Genomic DNA, 19162 nt, shown 5'->3' on the forward strand with positions numbered 1-19162 from the left:
TGTCTAAAGCTGACATCGATTGTTCAACGACTGGGACTCAGATAAAACACGTCGAATTCGACGGGTTTAATTATTCTGCATATCTCCCAATAGGAGGTTGCTTGCCTCAAAGTTACGGCTGTTTTAACAAGAGTCTAAGATAGCTTTCCCAATCCAGCCATTTCATGGCTTTTCACCCATTAGTTAGTCAATGAAACTCACCTATACTGCTCATGTCTGTGTAGAGATTACAGAGTAGGTTTAACACGCATTCAGACCATCTAATTAAAATCAGCCATCGGATAAGTCAGCACCAACATATGTGTCACGTTCAGTAACCAGTGTGTGAGTACGGCAAAAGCAATGCGCCCGGTAAGCACGTAAACCGTACCGTAAAGTAATCCCGCCACAGTAGCTACCAGCACGTAACTCGCGCCACCTGCAAAATGTGCAATACCAAATACCACACTGGTGAAAGCCAATACGAGTGTTGTACGTTTTGTAGGGGAGAGCTTGTCTGGAAGCTTAGACATAACAAACTTAAACAGCAGACCCCGGAATAACAGTTCTTCAGCCACGCAGGTATTGATGAGATTAGAAATGGCGATTAATGGAAAGTAGCCTGGTAAAGCGATTTGCCAGGTGACGATGCCTGTACTGACTGCAATAGCGACTACAGCAGCGATCCCTAAGGGTACGCAGAGTGTGGGTATCCACCAGTGAATCGATTTATCTGACGGCAAACTGCGTTTAAAAAACGGAACAAAACATAGCGCTGACCAGCTAAACAGGGCTTTATCAACATTCAGATACAGGTTAATGGGTAAACTGTTGGCTTTGAGCACTTCGTTTTCAGCCAGCAAAAGCCCATGGTAACCGGGGAGTTGATGAACGATGAGTCCTGCACTCAGTAGTATCCAAATCAGCTGATAAAGCCGGGTTAACCATATATTGTCAGCGTTGTTGTCAGGTTCGGCCAATCGCCAGGTGACGTAAATATAAAGCGCTACGAAAAGTAAAAATACGGGAGACAGGGAAACAAAACAGAGCGCCGATAAAAGCACAAACGGCAGCCCGAACTTCACCCATCGGGAAGCAGAAAAACTGCTCGCTATCAATAAAGCGGATACGGATAAATAGAGTTCTGCCAACGGTTCTCTTCCCTGAGTTTTAAAATATTCTCAAACGCGCCATAGCGCGTCAGCAATTTAGCTTTACTTCACACCTTCTTTTCAGTGCAACTAAAATTGCCACTTTCATTACTCAGAAGTTTGCGGCCTAAACACAATCTTGCCGGATTCAACCGTCATCACTAGCGGCATATCAGTCAGCCATGCGTAGGTAGCCGGTACATCCTTCACTTCGTAAACGGGCTGCTCCATCAAAAAATGATTCAGCAGGCTCATTACCTTACTGCTCACCGGCGCAAGGTTGCCGCGATAACCCATGGCATCGACGGTGGTGTCGTTCAGTACCAGCGAGCGAATGAATACGGCCTTTTTGCTTGGGTCGTAATAGGGCATACCTTCAACGTCTAGCTTCACTTTGGCTGGATATTTCATGCCGAGCACGGATACGGTTGCCGTGGCATCGGCAATGAGCTGAATGGTCTGGCGGTTTTCCGGCCCGATATTTACTTGCATGTCATCTACTTCGAGAAGCAGTGGAATGCCAAGAATCGAACCTTGTTCCTGCACGCTGGCTACCTGCCTATCTACTACCCGCTGAAGGTCGGCATTGGTTACACTGTATGAAGCCAATGAGGCGAGGGTGCTACAACCGGCCAGGGCAACCATACAAACGAAAGCAACGAGCAGGCGGAAATTTAAAAAGCGGTTCATATAAACTCCGTATTCGTGGTGAGGCGTCAGTTTACCAAACACGCTGGCAGAGCTGATAATTTATTTAAATACGCGGTACAGTTCAACAACGCGGTGCACCACGAAGCTACGATTAGCTCAACCTTCACCGGCGCGAAAGGGGAGTATTTGGATTTTCAAATGAGCCGCTCATCGCCGGGGCGTTATGCCATTCATGAATTCGCTACAAGCGTTTCGATAAAGAACTGGAAACGGAAGTAACGTTTTATCAAAAGCCAGATTTGAAGATTACCGAGATGGCGGAAGACGAAGTGAGTTATAAAGCGACATCATTCCGTAGTGCATGGTTGGGTGAAGCGGAGAGCGAAGAGGAGAGGTAATTCCGTTTCATTATTTGATTAAAGCACGACAGAAAGCGGGAGATACATCAGAGTGCCTCCCGCTTTTTAAATAGTGCTCTTGCTAACCTACTAGTTTTAACGAGCAGCCTTGGCGCGAAGTCTTCAGTGGTTGCTGAGCTGTTTAACCATCGCCTTTGCCACACTATGAGCACTCGACGGGTTCTGGCCTGTAATCACGCGGCCATCCTCAATCACAAAATCCTGCCACGGCTGTACTTTACTGAATCGCGCCGCCTTTCGCGCTAGCGCTTCTTCAAGTAAGAACGGAATGTCGTCGATGGTACCGTAATCGATTTCTTCTTCGCGAGTAAATGCGGTCACTGACTTGTCTGCCAGTAAGGTTTCCCCGGAAGACAAGGTGATTGGCAGCAGTGCAGCAGGACCGTGACATACAGCGCCCAGTAATCCGCCTTGTTCATAATGGGTGGCCGCCAGTGTGGCAAAGTCTTTATTCGTCGCTAAATCACTCAGCAAACCAAAACCACCGGGATAGAAGATTGCTGCGTAATCATCAATGTTCACTTCTGAGACAGGCAGGCTGTTGCTAATCCGGCTCTTAACATCGTCGCTGTTAAGCACCTGCGCGTTAATCTCATCACCTTCGATATCCGTGCCATAAATCGGTACCTCGCCACCTGTAATTGAGGCAATGTCATATTCATAACCGTGTTCATTGAACACATGCAGCGCATGGGTAAGCTCAGGTGAATAGGTGCCGTTAGCCTGATCGGTTGAACCCAGGGTAGCGTGATTAGTGACGGGAATTAGTATCTTTTTCATCGGAAGTCCTCCGGTTGCTGTATTTATTCGCGACCACTATATAATGCTACCTGTTGGTTGATAATCCGCTGAATTTGATAAACACTGTTGCTGTATAGCAATAATCAGGCGTTGAAGCAGATGGACAGTTTTGAAGGTGTTGTGGAATTTATCGCGGTGGCAGAAACAAGGGGCTTTTCTGCTGCCGCAAGACAGCTGGGATGTAGTACAAGTCACGTAAGCCGTCAGCTTGCCCGATTGGAAGAGCGGCTTGGTTGTGTGCTGTTGTCCCGCACCACACGGCTGGTGAGTCTGACCGACAGCGGTGAAGTGTATTATCAGCAGGTAAAAGATTTGCTTACTGGCCTTCAGCAAGCCAATGAAATGGTGAACGTGCAGCAAGTTAATCTTACTGGCACGCTGCGTGTGAGTGCTGCCGGGGGATTTGCCGAACATTATGTCGCACCGGCACTGATGCGTTTTACCGAAGCCCATCCCGGCCTGTCCATTGAAATGGATTTCAATAGCCGTATGGTTAACTTTGTGGAAGACGGCGTCGACTTCGCTATTCGCTACGGCGAACTCACTGATTCAAGCCTCATTGCCCGCAAGCTGGTTAATCGCCCGATGATGGCGGTTGCAGCCCCACACTATCTGGCGCGATGCAGCGAACCGAAAAAACCGGGAGATTTGAAAAACCACAGCTGCATTATCTCAAATAACGACACCTGGAAATTTCAGCGTAATGATGTCGTAGAGACTATAAAAGTTAAAGGGCGCTGGCGAAGCAATAACGCTAATGCGGTACTACAAGCCTGCGAGCAGGGCCTAGGCATTGCTTACATGCCGGCGAGTACTTTTTCAGCCGCTGTGGATAGTGGACGGTTGCAGCCTGTGCTGAAGCCTTGGTGGGGCAAGGGCGCAGGCAGCTGGATCGTGTATCAGAATAGACGGTTCATGCCCCTGCGAACGCGCATGACGATTGATTACCTGGTGGATTATTTCGCGGATTGGCGGGAAGAGTAAAGGTAGAAACCAGGTTGGTTTCTGCGCTCAGGGCCAATGGTGTCCTGTAGCCAGGTAAAAGCGCTGAATAAGCCACCATTGCTTATTCAATAACAGTAATAATCTCTACCCAGTTAGCGCCTGTATCCGTGGGCGCTTCATCAACTTTTTTCGCTAGACCGGTTTCAGCGTTAAGCCGGTATAAACCAACGGATGATGCTTTTTCACCTGCCACCACCATAAATCGCCCATCTTCGGAAAGGTTAGCCTCTGGGCTGTGTTTCCACTTTTGTCATACCAGCGAATTGCCCGCTACTGGTTGATTCGGTTCGCCGTGCCCAGTTGCGGCAATCAGGCTCAATACCATTAATAATAAGAGCAATTTTATGTGGCGAGGAAGGGATGTCATGGCTTCGTCCTTTTAAGCTCAGCCCCATCACCCAAATTTACTGTCTGCCACAAACGGATTGGTTTTGCGCTCGGTACCAATGGTGCTGGTGGGGCCGTGGCCAGGGTAGACGGTCATCTCATCGGGCAGGGTAAACAGCTTATTTCGAATGCTATCGATGAGTTGTTGATGATTGCCCTGTGGGAAATCGGTGCGACCGATGGACCCGGCAAACAGAATATCTCCCACAATCACGGTATTGCTGTCTCGTTCTACCAGCGCCACGTGACCGGGCGTATGGCCGGGACAATGAAGTACATCAAGGGTGAGGTTGCCCACGGTAATCGTGTCGTTGTCGTTCAGCCATTGATTTGGTGCGAATGGGGAGGCTGGCGGGAAACGAAACATCTGGCTTTGCTGCGGTAATCCATCCAACCAAAACTTATCGCCAACATGTGGGCCGATTACGGGTACATCGTAGTGTTTAGCCACTTCTGTGGTCGCGCCAACATGATCGAGATGGCCATGAGTGAGAATGATTTTTTCAATCGTCACTTTGTTTTGCGCTGCTGCATCGTACAATTTAGCGCTGTCACCGCCTGGATCAACAAACGCCCCTTTCATGGTAGCAGGGTCCCAAATAAGCGAACAGTTCTGGGCAAAGGGCGTAACAGGGATAACTTGTATTTTCACGGGCAAATCCAGAAAAAGGTTTCCGGCATTCTAGCAACTGCGAATGAATAACTGAAGATAGTGTAGAATGCCCGCGTGGCATTTTGCCGCAGTAACGCTAAGGTGTCACTGAGTTGCTCAAACGCGCCAGTTACTGCATAAAAAGTTACTACATAAAAGGTTCCTACATAAAAAGTTATGACCTGAGATTTAAGGATAGTGTTGTTGCCAGTTCTTGTTGTTCATCCCAATATTCTGGGAAAGTTTTTTGCTAAACCCTCAATCAGTCTCACGAACGAAAATTTAGTTTTCACACAAAAAAGTGGCAGGGAAAACACGCTGTCGCTAGCTTCTGTACGTACGCTTTTTCAGGTAAAGAAACGCTTTCTCGGCTACGAATTGCAATTGCCGGGGGCAAAAACATCGGTGCGTTACCGGTTTCTGAAAGCCGACAACGTAGTGGCATTGCAGGAAACTGCCAACAAAATCATTCGAAGCCACTTTAAGGCGTATCTACACACGGTTTTTACTGTTTTCAATAACAAGGTGAAGCTGCAATATCCGCGAGATTCATGGGAAGCCGAACTGCGCGAGCTTATTGAAACGCTGCATCAGCATTACAGTAACTACAAAGCCGACTGGCAAGCGCTGTTGTCGGCAGACGCCCTACGCGAAGTAGAAGAGATAGCGAGCCTGTATCCGTTTGATATGGCCAGCTTACGAACTTACCATGAACACCTGCAGCTAAAAGCCCGCCGCACATTTCTCGATACGGTAGAGTCTAACCCGTTAACCGAGGAGCAGCGCCTCGCGGTGCTTCGCGCCAACGATAGAAATTTGGTGCTGGCAGCTGCGGGTACAGGCAAAACGTCGGTAATGGTGGCAAAGGCGCTGGATATGATAGACCGTGGCTTGGCAAAGCCCTCGGAAGTATTGATTCTTGCTTACAACCGTACGGCATCGGAAGAGCTTAAATCACGTCTGCTGGAAACGGCCAAAAGTCGGAATATTGCTCTGGCCGATGCGCCACAAATCTTCACCTTTCATGGTCTTGGTCGTGAGCTTTTGCAGCATGCTGGCGTACCCGTCGCGCTGAGTGAGTTTGCGGAAAATAGTCAACGGTTAAAGCAATGGGTATTGAAGTGGATTAAAGGTTATAGCGATGAAAATCCAACGGTGTTTCAGGAGCTCGCGGGTTTGCTTTCGCCACATTCAGCGAAGGGCAAAACAAACCAGGCAAACGAGCACGCCGCTTTGTCGTCTTGTGTGGAAACGCTTGTCAGTGCCTTGCAAGCCATACGTATAGAGAAGTTGAAACCTGCCGATGTTAGCAAGCGACTGACGAGTGCAGGCATTAAACCGGCCAGAAAGATAACGAGTTTACTCAGTGCCTTGCATAAGGCTTATGTAAGTGAACTAAAGCGTCAGGACTGCATGGATTTTGATGATCTTATTACCCGCGCCATAGAGAGCATCAACTGCGGAGTAATAAAGCCAACCTGGAAGTATGTGCTGGTAGATGAATTTCAGGATATCTCCACCGCGCGCATGGCGTTGTTAGAAGCCATTCTGGCAAAAGGTCATGAGGTATCACTTACTGCGGTGGGCGACGACTGGCAGTCTATTTACCGTTTCTCCGGCGGTAAACTTGAACTCACCACGCGCTTTGGCGAACGGGTGGGCAGCTATACCGAAACTAAACTGCAGAAAACCTTTCGCTATAACAACAGTATTGCGGATACCGCTGGGCAGTTCATTATGGCGAACCCCGAGCAATTCAGAAGATACATACATACGCACACCAAAGTCGATTCACCTCAGGTGTTTTTGCTGGATAACAAGCCGGGCAATGACAATGGTGTTTTTGAGCGTATTGCGGAAGTGGTCGCGAAAATCCGTGGCAATGAATCTTCAAGCTCTATTGCTGTTATCGCCCGCTACAATTTTCTGTTGGATGAAACGAAGGCCACACTAACTCGGCTTAATCTCGCCAACCATGTGCATTTCTGGAGTTTTCATAAATCCAAAGGGCTGGAAGCAGACCACTGTATTTTAATTGGCTTCAGCAAGGGTAAAAACGGGTTTCCCAGTGAGGGCAGGGAGAACGCGCTGATTGAAGCGCTATTGCCCGCGCTAGATGATTATCCTTACTCGGAAGAACGGCGGTTGATGTACGTCGGCATCACCCGGGCAAAACATAAGTGCTACATCATTGCTGACCCCTCGTCGCCATCCGAGTTTGTGAAGGAACTGCTGAGCCCGGAATACTCGATTAACATCGGGTCTGCTGCATTTCATCGCCAGGCCGGTAATTGCTGATGTTTCATCGTGTATAAACACAGCCTTAGTGGTTGTGCAATTGTAACCCGTCTTTTAGTTTCTTCAGGTAACGGCGGCTCACCGGAATAGACTCGCCACACCGCATATGCAGGATGGCGAGGCCGTTATCGAGCAACTTGATTTCGGCAACCTGACTAAGGCGTACAAGGTATTGACGGTGACAACGCACTAGAGTGGTTTTCTGTTCCAGGGTTTTCAGCGTCAACTGGGTATCCGCCTGTTGCGATGCTGTTTTAACATGCACTCCTGCCACGTCACTGAATGCAAATTCAATGTCAGCTTCAGGCACCAGCAGAATACGCTGGTGACCGGCACAGGGAATAATTGACAGCGTCGGTGACGCTACCGTCTCAATCACTTTCAGCGGTTGCGTTCGCTTCTTCAGTTTCGCCAGGGTTTTGGCCAGGCGTTCGGGTTCAACAGGTTTGAGGAGATAATCGAACGCATTTTCTTCAAACGCCTGAATTGCATACTGTTCGAACGCTGTAACAAGCACCACATGGGGCAGGGTTTGCACATCGGGAAGCGCGTCCACATCCAGCATAGCGAGTAAATCCAGGCCGGTAAGCTGCGGCATTTCAATATCGAGAAAGATCACATCGGGCTGATGAAGCTGAATCATCTTCAGCCCCTCGATGGCGTTTGCTGCTTCACCCACAATGGTTATCTCGCCGCTTTCCTCAAGCAGTTCGCAGAGTGCATCGCGGGCCAGCGGCTCATCGTCAATTACCAGGGCGGTTAGCATTCAGTTATCTCCTCATTTTTCAGCTTCGCGGACTGACTGGTTAACAGCGGCACGCTGAAAGACATCCGAGTGAATTCTCCGGGCTGACATTCTGTTATCAGTCCTGATGTCGCGCCAAACTGGTAAATCAAACGCTTATCGACAATGTCCATGCCCAGCCCTTCGCTGTCAGCATGGCGGGGTTGGTAGAGCCCGGCATTATCCTCAACCATCACACACACCTGATTGTCACTGGTGAGTCTGGCGCTGATGGTGATGGTACCGCCATCAAGCTGCTGTGCGATTCCATGTTTAACCGCATTCTCGACCAGTGGCTGTAAAGTGAAACTGGGAATGAGCACCGGGAGCGTGGCATCGTCACAGGCGATATGAACGCTGAGGCGCTCAGCGAAACGGGCTTTCTCAATAGACAGGTAGGCATTTACATGCTCGATTTCCTGTTTCAGCGATACCAGCGCGGTGTTCTGCTTAAGGTTAATACGGAAAAAACGCGACAGGCTGAGGATAAGCTCTCTGGCTCTGTCGGGCTCCCGCCGCACAATGGCGCTGATGGTATTGAGCGCATTGAACAGAAAGTGAGGATTGACCTGAGCGTGAAGCAGTTTTATTTCTGATTGTGAAAGCAGTTCCTGCTGTTGCTGATAAGCACCGTACACAATCTGGCTGGACAGCAGCTGAGCAATGCCTTCGGCCATTGACATAGTCACGGTAGACATAAATTTGCGTTTCGGCTCATACAGCTTGATGGTGCCAACCACTTCGGAGCCGGAATGCAGAGGGATAATGAGCACTGAACCCAGCGGGCAGTGCTTGTCCAGCGAGCACTGATAATGACGTTCTGCGCCGTCTACGTGGACGATGACATTGTTGTTAATCGATTCCAGCGTGCTGGATGAGGAAATAGGGGTCTCGGGCAGGTGGTGGTCGTCGCCGATGCCGATAAAGGCGAGAATTTTCTCTTTGTCGGTTATCGCCACTGCGCCCACGTTGGTCTCCTCATACACAATGCGAGCAACTTTTTCGGCGTTGATACGGTTAAAACCTGAGTAAAGCAAACCCACTGAGCGGTCTGCAATCGACAGGGCGCGGCGGGAAAACGTGGCGGAATAGCGTTCGAAAATAGTTTTCTTATCAGACAGGATACTGATGAAAAGCGCAGCGCCTACCGTATTGGCAATAATCATCGGGGCAGCGATGTCGCTGACCAGGGCGAAAGATTTGTCGAAAGGTTTGGCTACCGTCAGCAGGATGGCCATTTGTACGAGTTCTGCGAACAGCGTGATAAGGCCTATACGCCAGGGCGTGAACAGCGCCAGCCGATGATTTTTCCGCACGTAAAATACGTGCATCAGGCCGCCAATCAATCCTTCAGCAGTGGTTGAGAGGGCGCAGGCGAGATCGGTGAATCCTCCCAGCGTGTAGCGGTGCAGACCGCCGGTTAAGCCCACTGCGAATCCCACTACCGGACCACCCAGTACGCCGCCGATCACCGCGCCTATGGCCCGGGTATTGGCAATTGCATCGTTGATTTGCAGGCCGAAGTAAGTGCCGAGGATACAGAACGACGAAAATACAAAATACACCAGATAGCGGTGACGTTTATGTGACGAAATACTGAGAATGGGAAGGAACAACGGGGTCTTGCTCAGCAGGTACGCTAACACCAGATAGACGCACATTTGTTGAAGCAGTGAGAGGATCAGTTCCATAACGGTGTCAGAAAGAGCAGGGTAAAGCGGGTAGTGTAACCTATTTCCCGGTGGAAAAGGGACAGGCCATCCTGCAAAGCAGATGGCCTGTCAGACTGTTAAGCGTCTACCGGCTGGCGGGATTCTTCGCTTTTTACAGTCAGCGGCTGCAACGGCTCTTCGCCTTTGCCTTTGGAAATACGAATCACATACACCGTGGTCAGCAGCGACACAACAACACCAGTGATGGTAGAGACATTCATTGCCAGTCCAAAACCCAGAGTCGAGTTGTTCAGGATAAAGGTCACACACACAGCGGTCATAAAGATTGCCGGAATCGTGGTGATCCAATGCAGCTTGTTGTGACGCAGCAGGTAAGCTGACGCGGTCCACAGCATCATTACCGCTGTTGCCTGGTTTGCAAAGCCGAAGTAGCGCCAGATCACACCGAAGTCGACCTGCGTCAGAATCGCACCCAGTACAAATAAGGGAGCAGCCATCAGAATACGGTTACGGATATTCTTCTGACCCACGTTGAAGTACTCGGCCAGGATCAGGCGGCTAGAGCGGAAAGCGGTGTCGCCGGATGTGATAGGCAGAATAACGACCCCAAGGAATGCCAGGATCCCGCCGAACACACCTAACAGACCAAATGACGCTGAGTAAACTACATTGCCCGGACCACCATCGAGCACAGCGCTGGCCAGACCGTTCAAGTCGTCGAAGTAGGACAAGGCAATTGCACACCAAATCAGGGCGATGACGCCTTCACCAATCATGGCACCAAAAAACACGAAGCGACCATTCTTCTCATTTTCCATACAGCGCGCCATCAGCGGAGACTGGGTGGCATGGAAGCCGGAGATTGCACCACAGGCAATGGTGATGAACAGCGCGGGCCAAAGTGGCATGTCATTCGGGTTCAGGTTCGTCAGCATGTCGCTGGCGGTAAACTGGCTCAGGATAGAATGTTCGTCAGAGAACCAGGCCGCGCCCAGTAAGCCTACCGACATGAAAATCAGCAGCGCACCGAAGAACGGATAGAAGCGGCCAATCACTTTATCTACCGGGATAATTGTAGCTAGAACGTAATAGGCGAAAATCACTGCCACCATCACACCCACTTCTACATGCATGGAGGTTTGTTCGTTAACCAGATTGGTGATCATGCCGGCCGGAGCGGACACAAAGACCACACCAACAAGCAGCAGTAACACAATGGCGAACAGGTTCATGAAATGCCTAGCACCGCGGCCCAGGTAGCGTCCGGACAGGCTGGGAACGGATTCACCGTTATTGCGAACCGACAGCATGCCGGAGAAATAGTCGTGCACGGCACCGGCAAAAATACAGCCCAGTACAATCCACAACATGGCCGCAGGGCCGTAAAGTGCCCCCATAATCGGGCCGAATATCGGACCAACACCAGCGATATTCAACAGCTGGACCAGATACACCTTGGGCGTGGACATTGGCACGTAATCCACGCCGTCGGTCTGCGTATGGGCCGGTGTAGGGCGGGCAGGCTTAGTGCCAAAGACCTTTTCGACAAAGGCGCCGTAAATAAAATAGCCTGCAATAAGAGCGGCTACACAAATAAGAAACAAACTCACGGGCATCATCCTTATAAATTGTAAATAGCTAACGCAGTAATGTTTGATTTAGGTTAATAAAGTGAATGAGATGATGCATGGGTTAAATGTTTAAGTGGTCGTATAGCGAATTAAGCGGCCAGGAATGGTTGGAATTTAGACAGATGTAACGCGCGAACTCTACCGAGAACCAGCGTTTTTCAAAACACTGAGAATAATTGCGTACTAACACTTCGCTTAAGGAGCGGGATGGTTATGTTCTTGCCGCAATTACCTGCCCACGCAGTAAAACTTGTTTTCTGCGTTTTACCTGCGGGTTTCGCAATTCAAACACCAAACCGTTGTCTGCATTATTCGCCAGTGTATGACTGCATAGTGTCAGTTCAGAAGGCAATGTGACCGGGTAGTGAAAGGTATTGGTGATCGAGAAGGATTCTTGTGGGTGAATGAACGACAAATCTAATGACGACACGCTGCGAGATAACACGTGAACGCCATGGGCGATGGCTTGTTTGAACCCAAACAGCTTTGCACTCCAGTGGTATAAATGGATAGGGTTGTAGTCGCCACTAATTCGCGCATAGCGTCTGCCTGCATTGCTCGCGAACGTTAACGCTGAGGTAGTTGCCTCTTGGCTTTGTGCCAGCGACGCTTTTTCTGTATCGGCTGCATCGCCCTTCGCCAGCGTATCGGATGCCGCCCGGTATAAGTATGTGCTGGTGATGGTTTGGCAAACGCTGCCGTGCTGTTTCACCAGCAAGACAATATCGACAACAATACCGCGAGGATGCATTCGAATATTGCTGAAATGACAATGTATGTGCATGTCATCATGGGTTAACGGGCGTGTTTGTTCAATGTTGTTTTCTATGTGCACCAAACCCATAAGCGGGAAAGGTGATGCCTTACTGGAAAGGGTTTCAACGTGTTGCGATAGCCCCAGGAAAAGGGAAAAGCAAGGGTGTATGTTGTCGTGCTGCCAGTGGTGATTACGATGAAAGATTTGAACCGCATCGCCAATTTGCGCCGCCGAGAACGTTTTTTCGCAACTTACATCAGGCAATTCAGTAACCTGTTGTTGTGATATCCACTGCTGTAGCAATGGCGTGTCAGCCCGCTTCATTGCCGCTTTCATGGTTTGTAAAAACTGCTGCACTGCAAACTCCTTTTACTACAGTGATAACTTCCTGAACCTGCATTGTTTTCAGGCATGTATTTATGTGGCAATACGCTTACCGACAGCCTACGTTAGCGTACTTTCAATGATTTAGCACACGTTACCTTTTAACAATCAGGCTAGTGCATCAGGTTCACTGGCGCTCAAACGATTAAACGTTTACACATTACCGACAGTTCTGGTTCATCATTTTCTGCCACCGCCAGGGCCATGCTGAAATCATCGCCAAAGGATTGCTGGCCAAAACGCCACCGCCGCCCGCTGGCCTGTGAGCTTGCGGTTATCGTCACCTTTGGTTGCGCAGAATCGATGTCTGAAAAATAAAAACTATCGCCGGCAATGGCCATGCCTTTTCCTTCTGCCTTAATGAACGCTTCCTTCAATGTCCAAAGCGCGTAAAAGTGCTTCAGTTGCGCAGTTTCATCGGGTGCATTTAATAGCAACGCATGTTCCAGTGGATGGAAATAAAACGCTGCGAGGTCACGTACGTTACGTGATACATCGAGTTTTTCTATGTCTATGCCGCACTCGCGGCCGCGAGCGATGGCAATCACAATCATGTTGCCAGAATGGGAAACATTAAAGTGAATGTTAAGAGGATTCGTGCGTAAAGCAGGTTTGCCAAAGTCATTGAAAATAAACGCTATATCAGCGGGCGGAAGGCCAGGATGTAATGCTGCAAGAAGCAAGCGAAGAGCCCCCCGGGCTATGAGAAATCGCTGTTGCGCTTCAGGCTTGCGGAACTGCAATATACGGCGAAGTTCGCTATCTGACAGCACTGAGCGAAACAGCGCTAATTGGTGATTTTCTTCATACTGACGAGTATCAAGTAGCCACAGGTGTACGTCTTGAACACCGATGTTTTGCGCTGGTTTAGCGAAAATTAAATCTGAAAACATGCCGGGTTGCAGAAATAGTTTTTATTGTAACATTAGTTTAAACTAGCGCCCTTTCAGAGAGAAGCGTACATAGTAAGGACAGTATCAACTATGGCTACACATACAGAATCCGAATTAAAAATGGCTGAACTTTTAGTTGAAGCCCTCAATTTAGAAGACATGGAAGCGGAAGAAATTGATCCGGAAGATCAATTGTTCGGTGACGGTCTGGGACTCGATTCTATTGATGCGCTGGAAATTTCATTAGCGATATCAAAAGAATACGGCGTGCAAATTAAAGCGGAAGACGAAGGCACACGCGAAGCGTTCGAGACCTTACGCAGCTTAACCGCATTTGTTGAAAAGAATAAATAAAATCGGGCGGTTACCCTCGGATCGGCGGTAAATAAAGCTATTTGAGGGTTATCTTTGACGACATGAAAATAGATATCATCGATTACGAATCCTGTTCGGCAGCTGGGGTTAACCTCGGCGCCTTACGGACTTCACTCAAACAGCATAAAAGCGGCCTGATTAAGAACAACCTGCCAGGTTCAGATTTAGACACCTGGATTGGCCTTGTTGAGCAAATCAATGGCGTGGATGACCTGGGTCAATGGCAAAGTCGAAACAATGCTCTTGCTGTATTAGGTTATGAACAGGGCACGATTCGCCACACGGTTTCAGCGTTAATCAGCAAATACGGCGCTGCCCGCATTGGTTTAGTTATGGGCTCAAGTACGTCCAGTATCGACCGTACTGAAGAAGCCTATACCAAACTCAACAGCGACAATGGGTTATCCGAAGCGTTCAAGCAGCCGTTTGTGCATAATCCTCACGCACCTGCCTTGTTTGCTGCTCACCTTTCCGGCATTAAAGGCCCATCACTCACGATTAACACTGCGTGCTCTTCTTCCGCCAAAGTGTTTGCCACCGGCGCTCGCTGGCTGGAAACCGGTATTGTCGATGCAGTGCTGGTAGGCGGCGTGGATACGCTGTGTCTGAGTGTGCTGCACGGTTTTAATTCGCTGCAGCTACTGTCGCCGAACCCGTGTAAGCCCTTCGATCAGCATCGAGACGGAATAAACCTGGGTGAAGCATCCGGTTTTGCTGTTCTGCAGCGCGCGGGCGAAAATGACAATGGCCGGGGCATCACGCTGGCCGGTTATGGCGAAAGCTCAGATGCACACCATATGTCGCACCCACATCCTGATGGATTAGGCGCCAGATTGTCGATGACACAGGCGCTGAAACGAGCCGCATTGTCTCCTGAGTCGGTGGATTACATTAACCTTCACGGCACGTCCAGCCGGGCTAACGATTTAATTGAAGGAAAGCTGATTTCCGAATTGTTCCCTGCGTCTGTACGATGTTCATCGACCAAAGCCTGGATGGGGCATACCCTGGGCGCAGCCGGTATTACAGAAGCCATTATTGCCATGGATACCTTGCACACCAACGTGATCCCAGGTTCGAAGAACCTGGAAACGCTAGATGAAGCACTGGATTTCTCCATTAAAGCCTCAGACGAAGAGAAAGTGTGTCAGCACGTGATGACCAATTCATTCGGCTTCGGTGGTAATAACTGTACACTTTTGTTTAGCAGGGCAGAGTAATATGCAGACAAAAGCACTGAAATGTAAAATTGCAGGCACTGGTGCCTGGGGCAGCTACTTTGAAAACTGGTCTGCACTTCAAGCGCTGCTTGGTGGCGCAGACCTACCAGAAGCAAAGCTGAAAAGCCCGAAACCCGATATTATTCCCGCCAATGAAAGACGCCGGGCCCCGTTGCCGGTTAAGTTGGCGGTTGAGAGTTCATGGCAGGCTACGCAAGATGCCGGTGTTGAGCCCAATACGCTTACCTGCGTGTTTGTCTCTGGTCTGGGCGATACCGACCTTACCGACTATATGTGCAAAACATTGGCGTCTGAACATAAAGAATTGTCGCCGACCAAGTTCCATAACTCTGTACACAATGCGCCCGCCGGCTACTGGACTATCAGTACGGGCACCATGAGCGCGGCCAATTCTGTTGCTGGATATGAAGAGTCGGTGTCGTTAACCATTCTTGAAGCCATGATTCAGTGCGAAACTGAAAATGTGCCCATGCTGCTCACGTTTTATGATGCGCCGGTGGCAGATATTCTGACCCCCGTGTTGCCTAATCAGGAAACCTTTGCGTTTTCACTGGTGATTTATCCGCACGACGCCGACGTGGAAGGCCAGGTGCTAACGGCAATGGTAAATCAGCAGGAAGATGCAAGCTGGCCGGCACTCAATGCAGACACTACGTATCTCACAGAGATGTACGCTCAGAACCCAGCGGCAAAGGTATTGTGTGTTGCTGAGCTGTTGAATCAACCTAACGGGCAAATCACCATTCCGCTAAGCAGTGGAACCAGTCTCTCTTTAGCATGTGAAGGGTAAACGATGGATCAGATGAATACGGATATTATCATCGCCGGTGGCGGGTTGGCAGGCATGAGCCTGGCGCTGCAGCTGCTTAACCGCGACGACACTTACGCCATAACCATAATTGAGAAGAACACCTTTCCGGTAAACGACACCACGGCAAAAGTGGGAGAGTCTACGGTTGAAATTGGTGCGCACTACTTTACCGATGTACTTGGCCTGAAAGACCATTTCAAGGAAAAGCATTTGCGTAAGTACGGCCTCAGACTGTTCTTCGGTAAAGTGCAAAACGACTACAGCGATTATGATGAACTGGGCGTAAGCGAGCTTTTCGGTATTCCGGCTTATCAAATTGAACGTGGCACGCTGGAAAACTACCTCTACACCATGCTGAAAGAAAAAGGCGTGGTATTTATTGATGGCGCAGTACCCGAAGACATTGAACTGGGCGATAAAAATCACACTGTGGTTTGCCGTCGCGGTGACGACACAATTACGGTTCAGGGGCGTTGGTTAGTCGACGCAGCGGGCCGTCAGGCATTGCTACGAAATAAGCTGAACTTGCAGACTGAAACCGGCCATCAAGGCAATGCGGTTTTCTTCCGAATCAATAAGCGGGTCATTATCGATGAATGGTCTGATAATGAAGCCTGGCAAAATCGTGTCCTTGAACCGGGCAAACGTTGGTTAAGCACCAATCACCTAATGGGCCCCGGTTACTGGGTGTGGATTATTCCTCTTGCGTCCGGCGCCACCAGCTTTGGTATCGTCATGGACGATAAAGCGCTGGCCGACAGCAAAATCAGCACCTTTGAAGACACCATGGCGTGGCTACAACAAGAACATCCACTTTGCGCAGCGGCTATTGAAGGGGCGGAACTGCTCGACTTTAAAGTCATGCAAGGCTATTCCTACGGCTGCAAGCAAATGTTCTCAGACTCTGGCTGGGCCATGACGGGCGAAGCCGGTGCCTTTGCAGACCCTTTCTATTCACCGGGCAGCGATTTCATCGCGCTGAATAATACCTTTGTTACCCATCTTATCGAGCGTGACAAGAAAGGGCAGGACATTCGTTTTGAAGCGGCCTTGTTCCACAAGTTTTACGACTCGTTCTTTGAGAACACCCTGTCAATTTACAAAGATCAGTATGGCGGTTTTGGCGATCGTAAGATGATGTCAATTAAGCTGGTCTGGGATTACACCTACTACTGGGGTGTGTTTGCCTTGCTGTTTTTCACCGACGCTATCGGCGACTTAGACACCATGCGTAAAATTACCCCGAACCTGCTGAAAACCCAGAAGCTGAATAAGAAAATGCAGATGTTGCTGGCTGAAAGAGCACAGAAGCGTTTGGTTTTACCCGCCAAAGGCAGCTTTATGGATCAATTCCTGGTGCCGTGTCTGGGCGAGCTCAACGACGTACTGAAAAACCCGGATATTGATGTGGAAATGGCACTGGAGAAGAACATTGCCATTATGCAGAAAATTGTCCCGTACTTTGAAGATATGCTGAGCGACGAAGCCACCACGAAGATTGATGATGAAGAACGTGCGGTGCTGGGAAATTACAGGCAAAGCGTGCTGGCGTGAGTGCATCACCGCGGCAGCGAGGCCCGAAGGATTTAATTCCGCTGCTCTTTGTTCTTGTGTCTGTGGCTTACCCGTTTGTGGTGTGGCTCAACATCGACAAGATAGACCCCCGCTGGTTCGGTGCGGCGTTGCTGTTAGTAGCTATATTCAGGCTGGTGGTTGCAGGAAGGCATCGTAAAACCAGTGACTGGTTGATGACTGCCGTGATTGCGTTATATTGCGTCGGGGTTATATTTCTAAACAGTGAAATACTGCTGAAATGTTACCCTGTGATCATGAGCGCCGGAATGGGAATGTTGTTCCTGATTTCGTTGCTTGATGAGCATACCCTGATTGAGCGCTTCGCCCGGGCTGGTGGACATAATCCGCCGGCACAGGCAAAAGGTTATCTCAGGGCGCTGAGCCTGGCGTGGGGGCTGTTGCTGTTATTCAATGCCGCAGTGGCCGCCTGGACAGTTTGGTTCAGCAGTTTAGCTGTATGGACACTCTACAACGGTTTACTGTCCTACCTGATTTTTGCCGTATTTGTGGTTGCTGAATTACTCTTTCGGCGCCACTACAAAAAGAAGCATAAGATTGTTGATGACTGATATACATGCGTTGAAAGCACTGTTTAACGCGCAGGAAGGGCCAGATATTACGGCCGTAAAAATAGATGAAGCGTCTGCTGAGATCATGCTTAAGGTAAGCGAAGATCTTGCCTGGTTCGACGGTCACTTTCCTGATCATAAAGTGCTGCCCGGTGTGGTGCAGATAGACTGGGCGGGAAAGCTGGCAAAAGCGTTGTTTATCAGCGATAGCCGTTTTCATCAACTCTCCAACATCAAATTCAAAACCATGGTCATGCCGGGTGCAAAGATGCAGCTCACGCTCAATCACAATGCAGCTAAAGGCAGTGTTTCGTTTCACTTCTCCAACGAAACGGACTCATTCTCCACGGGCAGTTTTAAGTTTTCCGCATCATGAAATATTGCATTATTGTTCCTCATTACAAACACGAAGTGCTGTTTGAAAAGTTTCTGCCGGCGCTGGCGTCACTGAATTTACCCTGCATTGTGGTAGATGATGGCAGTGGTGAAGAAAGCGTGGCGAGGGTAGAAGCACTACTCAAACCTTACCCAGATTTTCATCTTGTCAGACACCAGACGAACCGTGGTAAAGGTGCTTCGGTGATCACCGGCTGTTATCACGCCAGTGCGATGGGCTTTAGCCACGTATTGCAACTGGATGCAGACGGCCAGCACAACATCGATGACGCGCAAAAACTGCTGGATTACAGTCGCTCTCACCCGGATTCCTTTATCTCCGGTCAGCCTTATTTTGATGAAACCGCGCCGTTCGCCAGAAAGTACGGCCGCAAAATTACCGATTTTTGGGTAGCGCTGGAAACCCTATCTTTGCAAATTAAAGACGGCCTGTGCGGCTTTAGGGTGTATCCCATCAAACAAATCGAGCGAGTATTCGATAATTACTACCTTGGCCCACGCATGGATTTTGACCCGGAACTGCTGGTGAAAGCGGTATGGGCAGGCATCGATTTGCATTTCATTCCTACCAAGGTGATTTATCACGAAAACACCGTATCCCATTTTCATTATCTGAAAGATAACCTCATGCTGATCCGGCTGCATGTACGGTTGATGTTTGGCATGCTTGTTCGTTTGCCAAAATTGTTAGTCACTCGCGTTCGTGCCTTGTTAGGTAAGTAAGAGGGGC

The 19162-nt window shown here is 49.4% G+C and carries 19 protein-coding genes and 1 pseudogene; 10 read left to right on the forward strand and 10 right to left on the reverse strand.

Annotated elements, in window-relative coordinates:
• Nucleotides 1-260: 260 nt before the first annotated feature.
• Entirely contained in the window at nucleotides 261-1130 is an 870-nt protein-coding gene (locus tag ACXAFQ_RS15390; protein WP_474824186.1) for a lysostaphin resistance A-like protein, read from the reverse strand.
• A gap of 108 nt (nucleotides 1131-1238) precedes the next feature.
• Nucleotides 1239-1820, reverse strand: a complete 582-nt coding sequence (locus ACXAFQ_RS15395; RefSeq protein WP_474824188.1) for a YceB family lipoprotein — start codon at nucleotides 1818-1820, stop codon at nucleotides 1239-1241.
• Between the two features lie 18 nt (nucleotides 1821-1838).
• On the opposite strand from ACXAFQ_RS15395, the gene ACXAFQ_RS15400 reads away from it, so the two are divergent.
• Nucleotides 1839-2060: a M61 family metallopeptidase gene (locus ACXAFQ_RS15400; protein WP_474824190.1), complete on the forward strand. Its 222-nt coding sequence runs from the start codon at nucleotides 1839-1841 to the stop codon at nucleotides 2058-2060.
• A gap of 242 nt (nucleotides 2061-2302) precedes the next feature.
• On the opposite strand, the gene ACXAFQ_RS15405 is transcribed toward ACXAFQ_RS15400, so the two are convergent.
• The gene (locus ACXAFQ_RS15405) at nucleotides 2303-2980 is read right to left on the reverse strand and encodes a type 1 glutamine amidotransferase domain-containing protein (protein WP_474824192.1); all 678 of its coding nucleotides are present in this window, start codon (nucleotides 2978-2980) and stop codon (nucleotides 2303-2305) included.
• A gap of 120 nt (nucleotides 2981-3100) precedes the next feature.
• On the opposite strand from ACXAFQ_RS15405, the gene ACXAFQ_RS15410 reads away from it, so the two are divergent.
• Nucleotides 3101-3985: a LysR family transcriptional regulator gene (locus ACXAFQ_RS15410; RefSeq protein ID WP_474824194.1), complete on the forward strand. Its 885-nt coding sequence runs from the start codon at nucleotides 3101-3103 to the stop codon at nucleotides 3983-3985.
• Between the two features lie 82 nt (nucleotides 3986-4067).
• On the opposite strand, the pseudogene ACXAFQ_RS15415 reads toward ACXAFQ_RS15410, so the two are convergent.
• Nucleotides 4068-4217, reverse strand: a pseudogene (locus ACXAFQ_RS15415) (hypothetical protein); the annotation flags it as partial.
• Between the two features lie 183 nt (nucleotides 4218-4400).
• Nucleotides 4401-5045 (reverse strand): MBL fold metallo-hydrolase, encoded by a 645-nt coding sequence (locus ACXAFQ_RS15420; protein WP_474824196.1) that lies wholly within the window; start codon nucleotides 5043-5045, stop codon nucleotides 4401-4403.
• Nucleotides 5046-5249: 204 nt separating this feature from the next.
• Between ACXAFQ_RS15420 and ACXAFQ_RS15425 the strand changes: the two genes are divergently transcribed.
• A complete protein-coding gene (locus ACXAFQ_RS15425) occupies nucleotides 5250-7343 on the forward strand; it encodes a UvrD-helicase domain-containing protein (protein WP_474824198.1) in 2094 nt (697 codons plus the stop codon).
• A gap of 25 nt (nucleotides 7344-7368) precedes the next feature.
• On the opposite strand, the gene btsR is transcribed toward ACXAFQ_RS15425, so the two are convergent.
• The 5 genes from btsR to ACXAFQ_RS15450 all read right to left on the reverse strand — a co-directional run bounded on the left by btsR (nucleotide 7369) and on the right by ACXAFQ_RS15450 (nucleotide 13465).
• A complete protein-coding gene (gene btsR / locus ACXAFQ_RS15430) occupies nucleotides 7369-8109 on the reverse strand; it encodes a two-component system response regulator BtsR (protein ID WP_474824200.1) in 741 nt (246 codons plus the stop codon).
• Nucleotides 8103-9818: a LytS/YhcK type 5TM receptor domain-containing protein gene (locus tag ACXAFQ_RS15435; protein WP_474824202.1), complete on the reverse strand. Its 1716-nt coding sequence runs from the start codon at nucleotides 9816-9818 to the stop codon at nucleotides 8103-8105. The genes btsR and ACXAFQ_RS15435 overlap by 7 nt, the downstream gene beginning before the upstream one ends.
• Nucleotides 9819-9916: 98 nt before the next feature.
• Nucleotides 9917-11410 carry a carbon starvation CstA family protein gene (locus tag ACXAFQ_RS15440; protein WP_474824204.1) on the reverse strand — a complete coding sequence of 498 codons (1494 nt, stop codon included), beginning with the start codon at nucleotides 11408-11410 and terminating at the stop codon, nucleotides 9917-9919.
• 232 nt (nucleotides 11411-11642) lie between these two features.
• The gene (locus ACXAFQ_RS15445; RefSeq protein WP_474824206.1) at nucleotides 11643-12545 is read right to left on the reverse strand and encodes a MaoC family dehydratase; all 903 of its coding nucleotides are present in this window, start codon (nucleotides 12543-12545) and stop codon (nucleotides 11643-11645) included.
• A gap of 164 nt (nucleotides 12546-12709) precedes the next feature.
• Nucleotides 12710-13465 carry a 4'-phosphopantetheinyl transferase family protein gene (locus ACXAFQ_RS15450; protein ID WP_474824208.1) on the reverse strand — a complete coding sequence of 252 codons (756 nt, stop codon included), beginning with the start codon at nucleotides 13463-13465 and terminating at the stop codon, nucleotides 12710-12712.
• A 90-nt stretch (nucleotides 13466-13555) separates the two neighbouring features.
• On the opposite strand from ACXAFQ_RS15450, the gene ACXAFQ_RS15455 reads away from it, so the two are divergent.
• The 7 genes from ACXAFQ_RS15455 (at nucleotide 13556) to ACXAFQ_RS15485 (ending at nucleotide 19155) form a co-directional block, all read left to right on the forward strand.
• The gene (locus ACXAFQ_RS15455; RefSeq protein ID WP_474824210.1) at nucleotides 13556-13819 is read left to right on the forward strand and encodes a phosphopantetheine-binding protein; all 264 of its coding nucleotides are present in this window, start codon (nucleotides 13556-13558) and stop codon (nucleotides 13817-13819) included.
• A 62-nt stretch (nucleotides 13820-13881) separates the two neighbouring features.
• On the forward strand, nucleotides 13882-15060 hold the full coding sequence (locus ACXAFQ_RS15460) for a beta-ketoacyl-ACP synthase (protein ID WP_474824212.1): 1179 nt from the start codon (nucleotides 13882-13884) through the stop codon (nucleotides 15058-15060).
• A 1-nt stretch (nucleotide 15061) separates the two neighbouring features.
• Nucleotides 15062-15871, forward strand: a complete 810-nt coding sequence (locus ACXAFQ_RS15465) for a beta-ketoacyl synthase chain length factor (RefSeq protein WP_474824214.1) — start codon at nucleotides 15062-15064, stop codon at nucleotides 15869-15871.
• 3 nt (nucleotides 15872-15874) lie between these two features.
• Complete coding sequence (locus tag ACXAFQ_RS15470; RefSeq protein WP_474824216.1) at nucleotides 15875-17446, forward strand: NAD(P)/FAD-dependent oxidoreductase; 1572 nt, start codon at nucleotides 15875-15877, stop codon at nucleotides 17444-17446.
• Nucleotides 17443-18036, forward strand: a complete 594-nt coding sequence (locus tag ACXAFQ_RS15475; protein ID WP_474824218.1) for a COG4648 family protein — start codon at nucleotides 17443-17445, stop codon at nucleotides 18034-18036. Before ACXAFQ_RS15470 ends, ACXAFQ_RS15475 begins: the two co-directional genes overlap by 4 nt.
• On the forward strand, nucleotides 18029-18412 hold the full coding sequence (locus ACXAFQ_RS15480; RefSeq protein WP_474824220.1) for an ApeI family dehydratase: 384 nt from the start codon (nucleotides 18029-18031) through the stop codon (nucleotides 18410-18412). The genes ACXAFQ_RS15475 and ACXAFQ_RS15480 overlap by 8 nt, the downstream gene beginning before the upstream one ends.
• On the forward strand, nucleotides 18409-19155 hold the full coding sequence (locus ACXAFQ_RS15485; protein ID WP_474824222.1) for a glycosyltransferase family 2 protein: 747 nt from the start codon (nucleotides 18409-18411) through the stop codon (nucleotides 19153-19155). Before ACXAFQ_RS15480 ends, ACXAFQ_RS15485 begins: the two co-directional genes overlap by 4 nt.
• Nucleotides 19156-19162 lie beyond the last annotated feature (7 nt).

This window comes from Alteromonas sp. ABH2_165 (genome assembly GCF_056159945.1).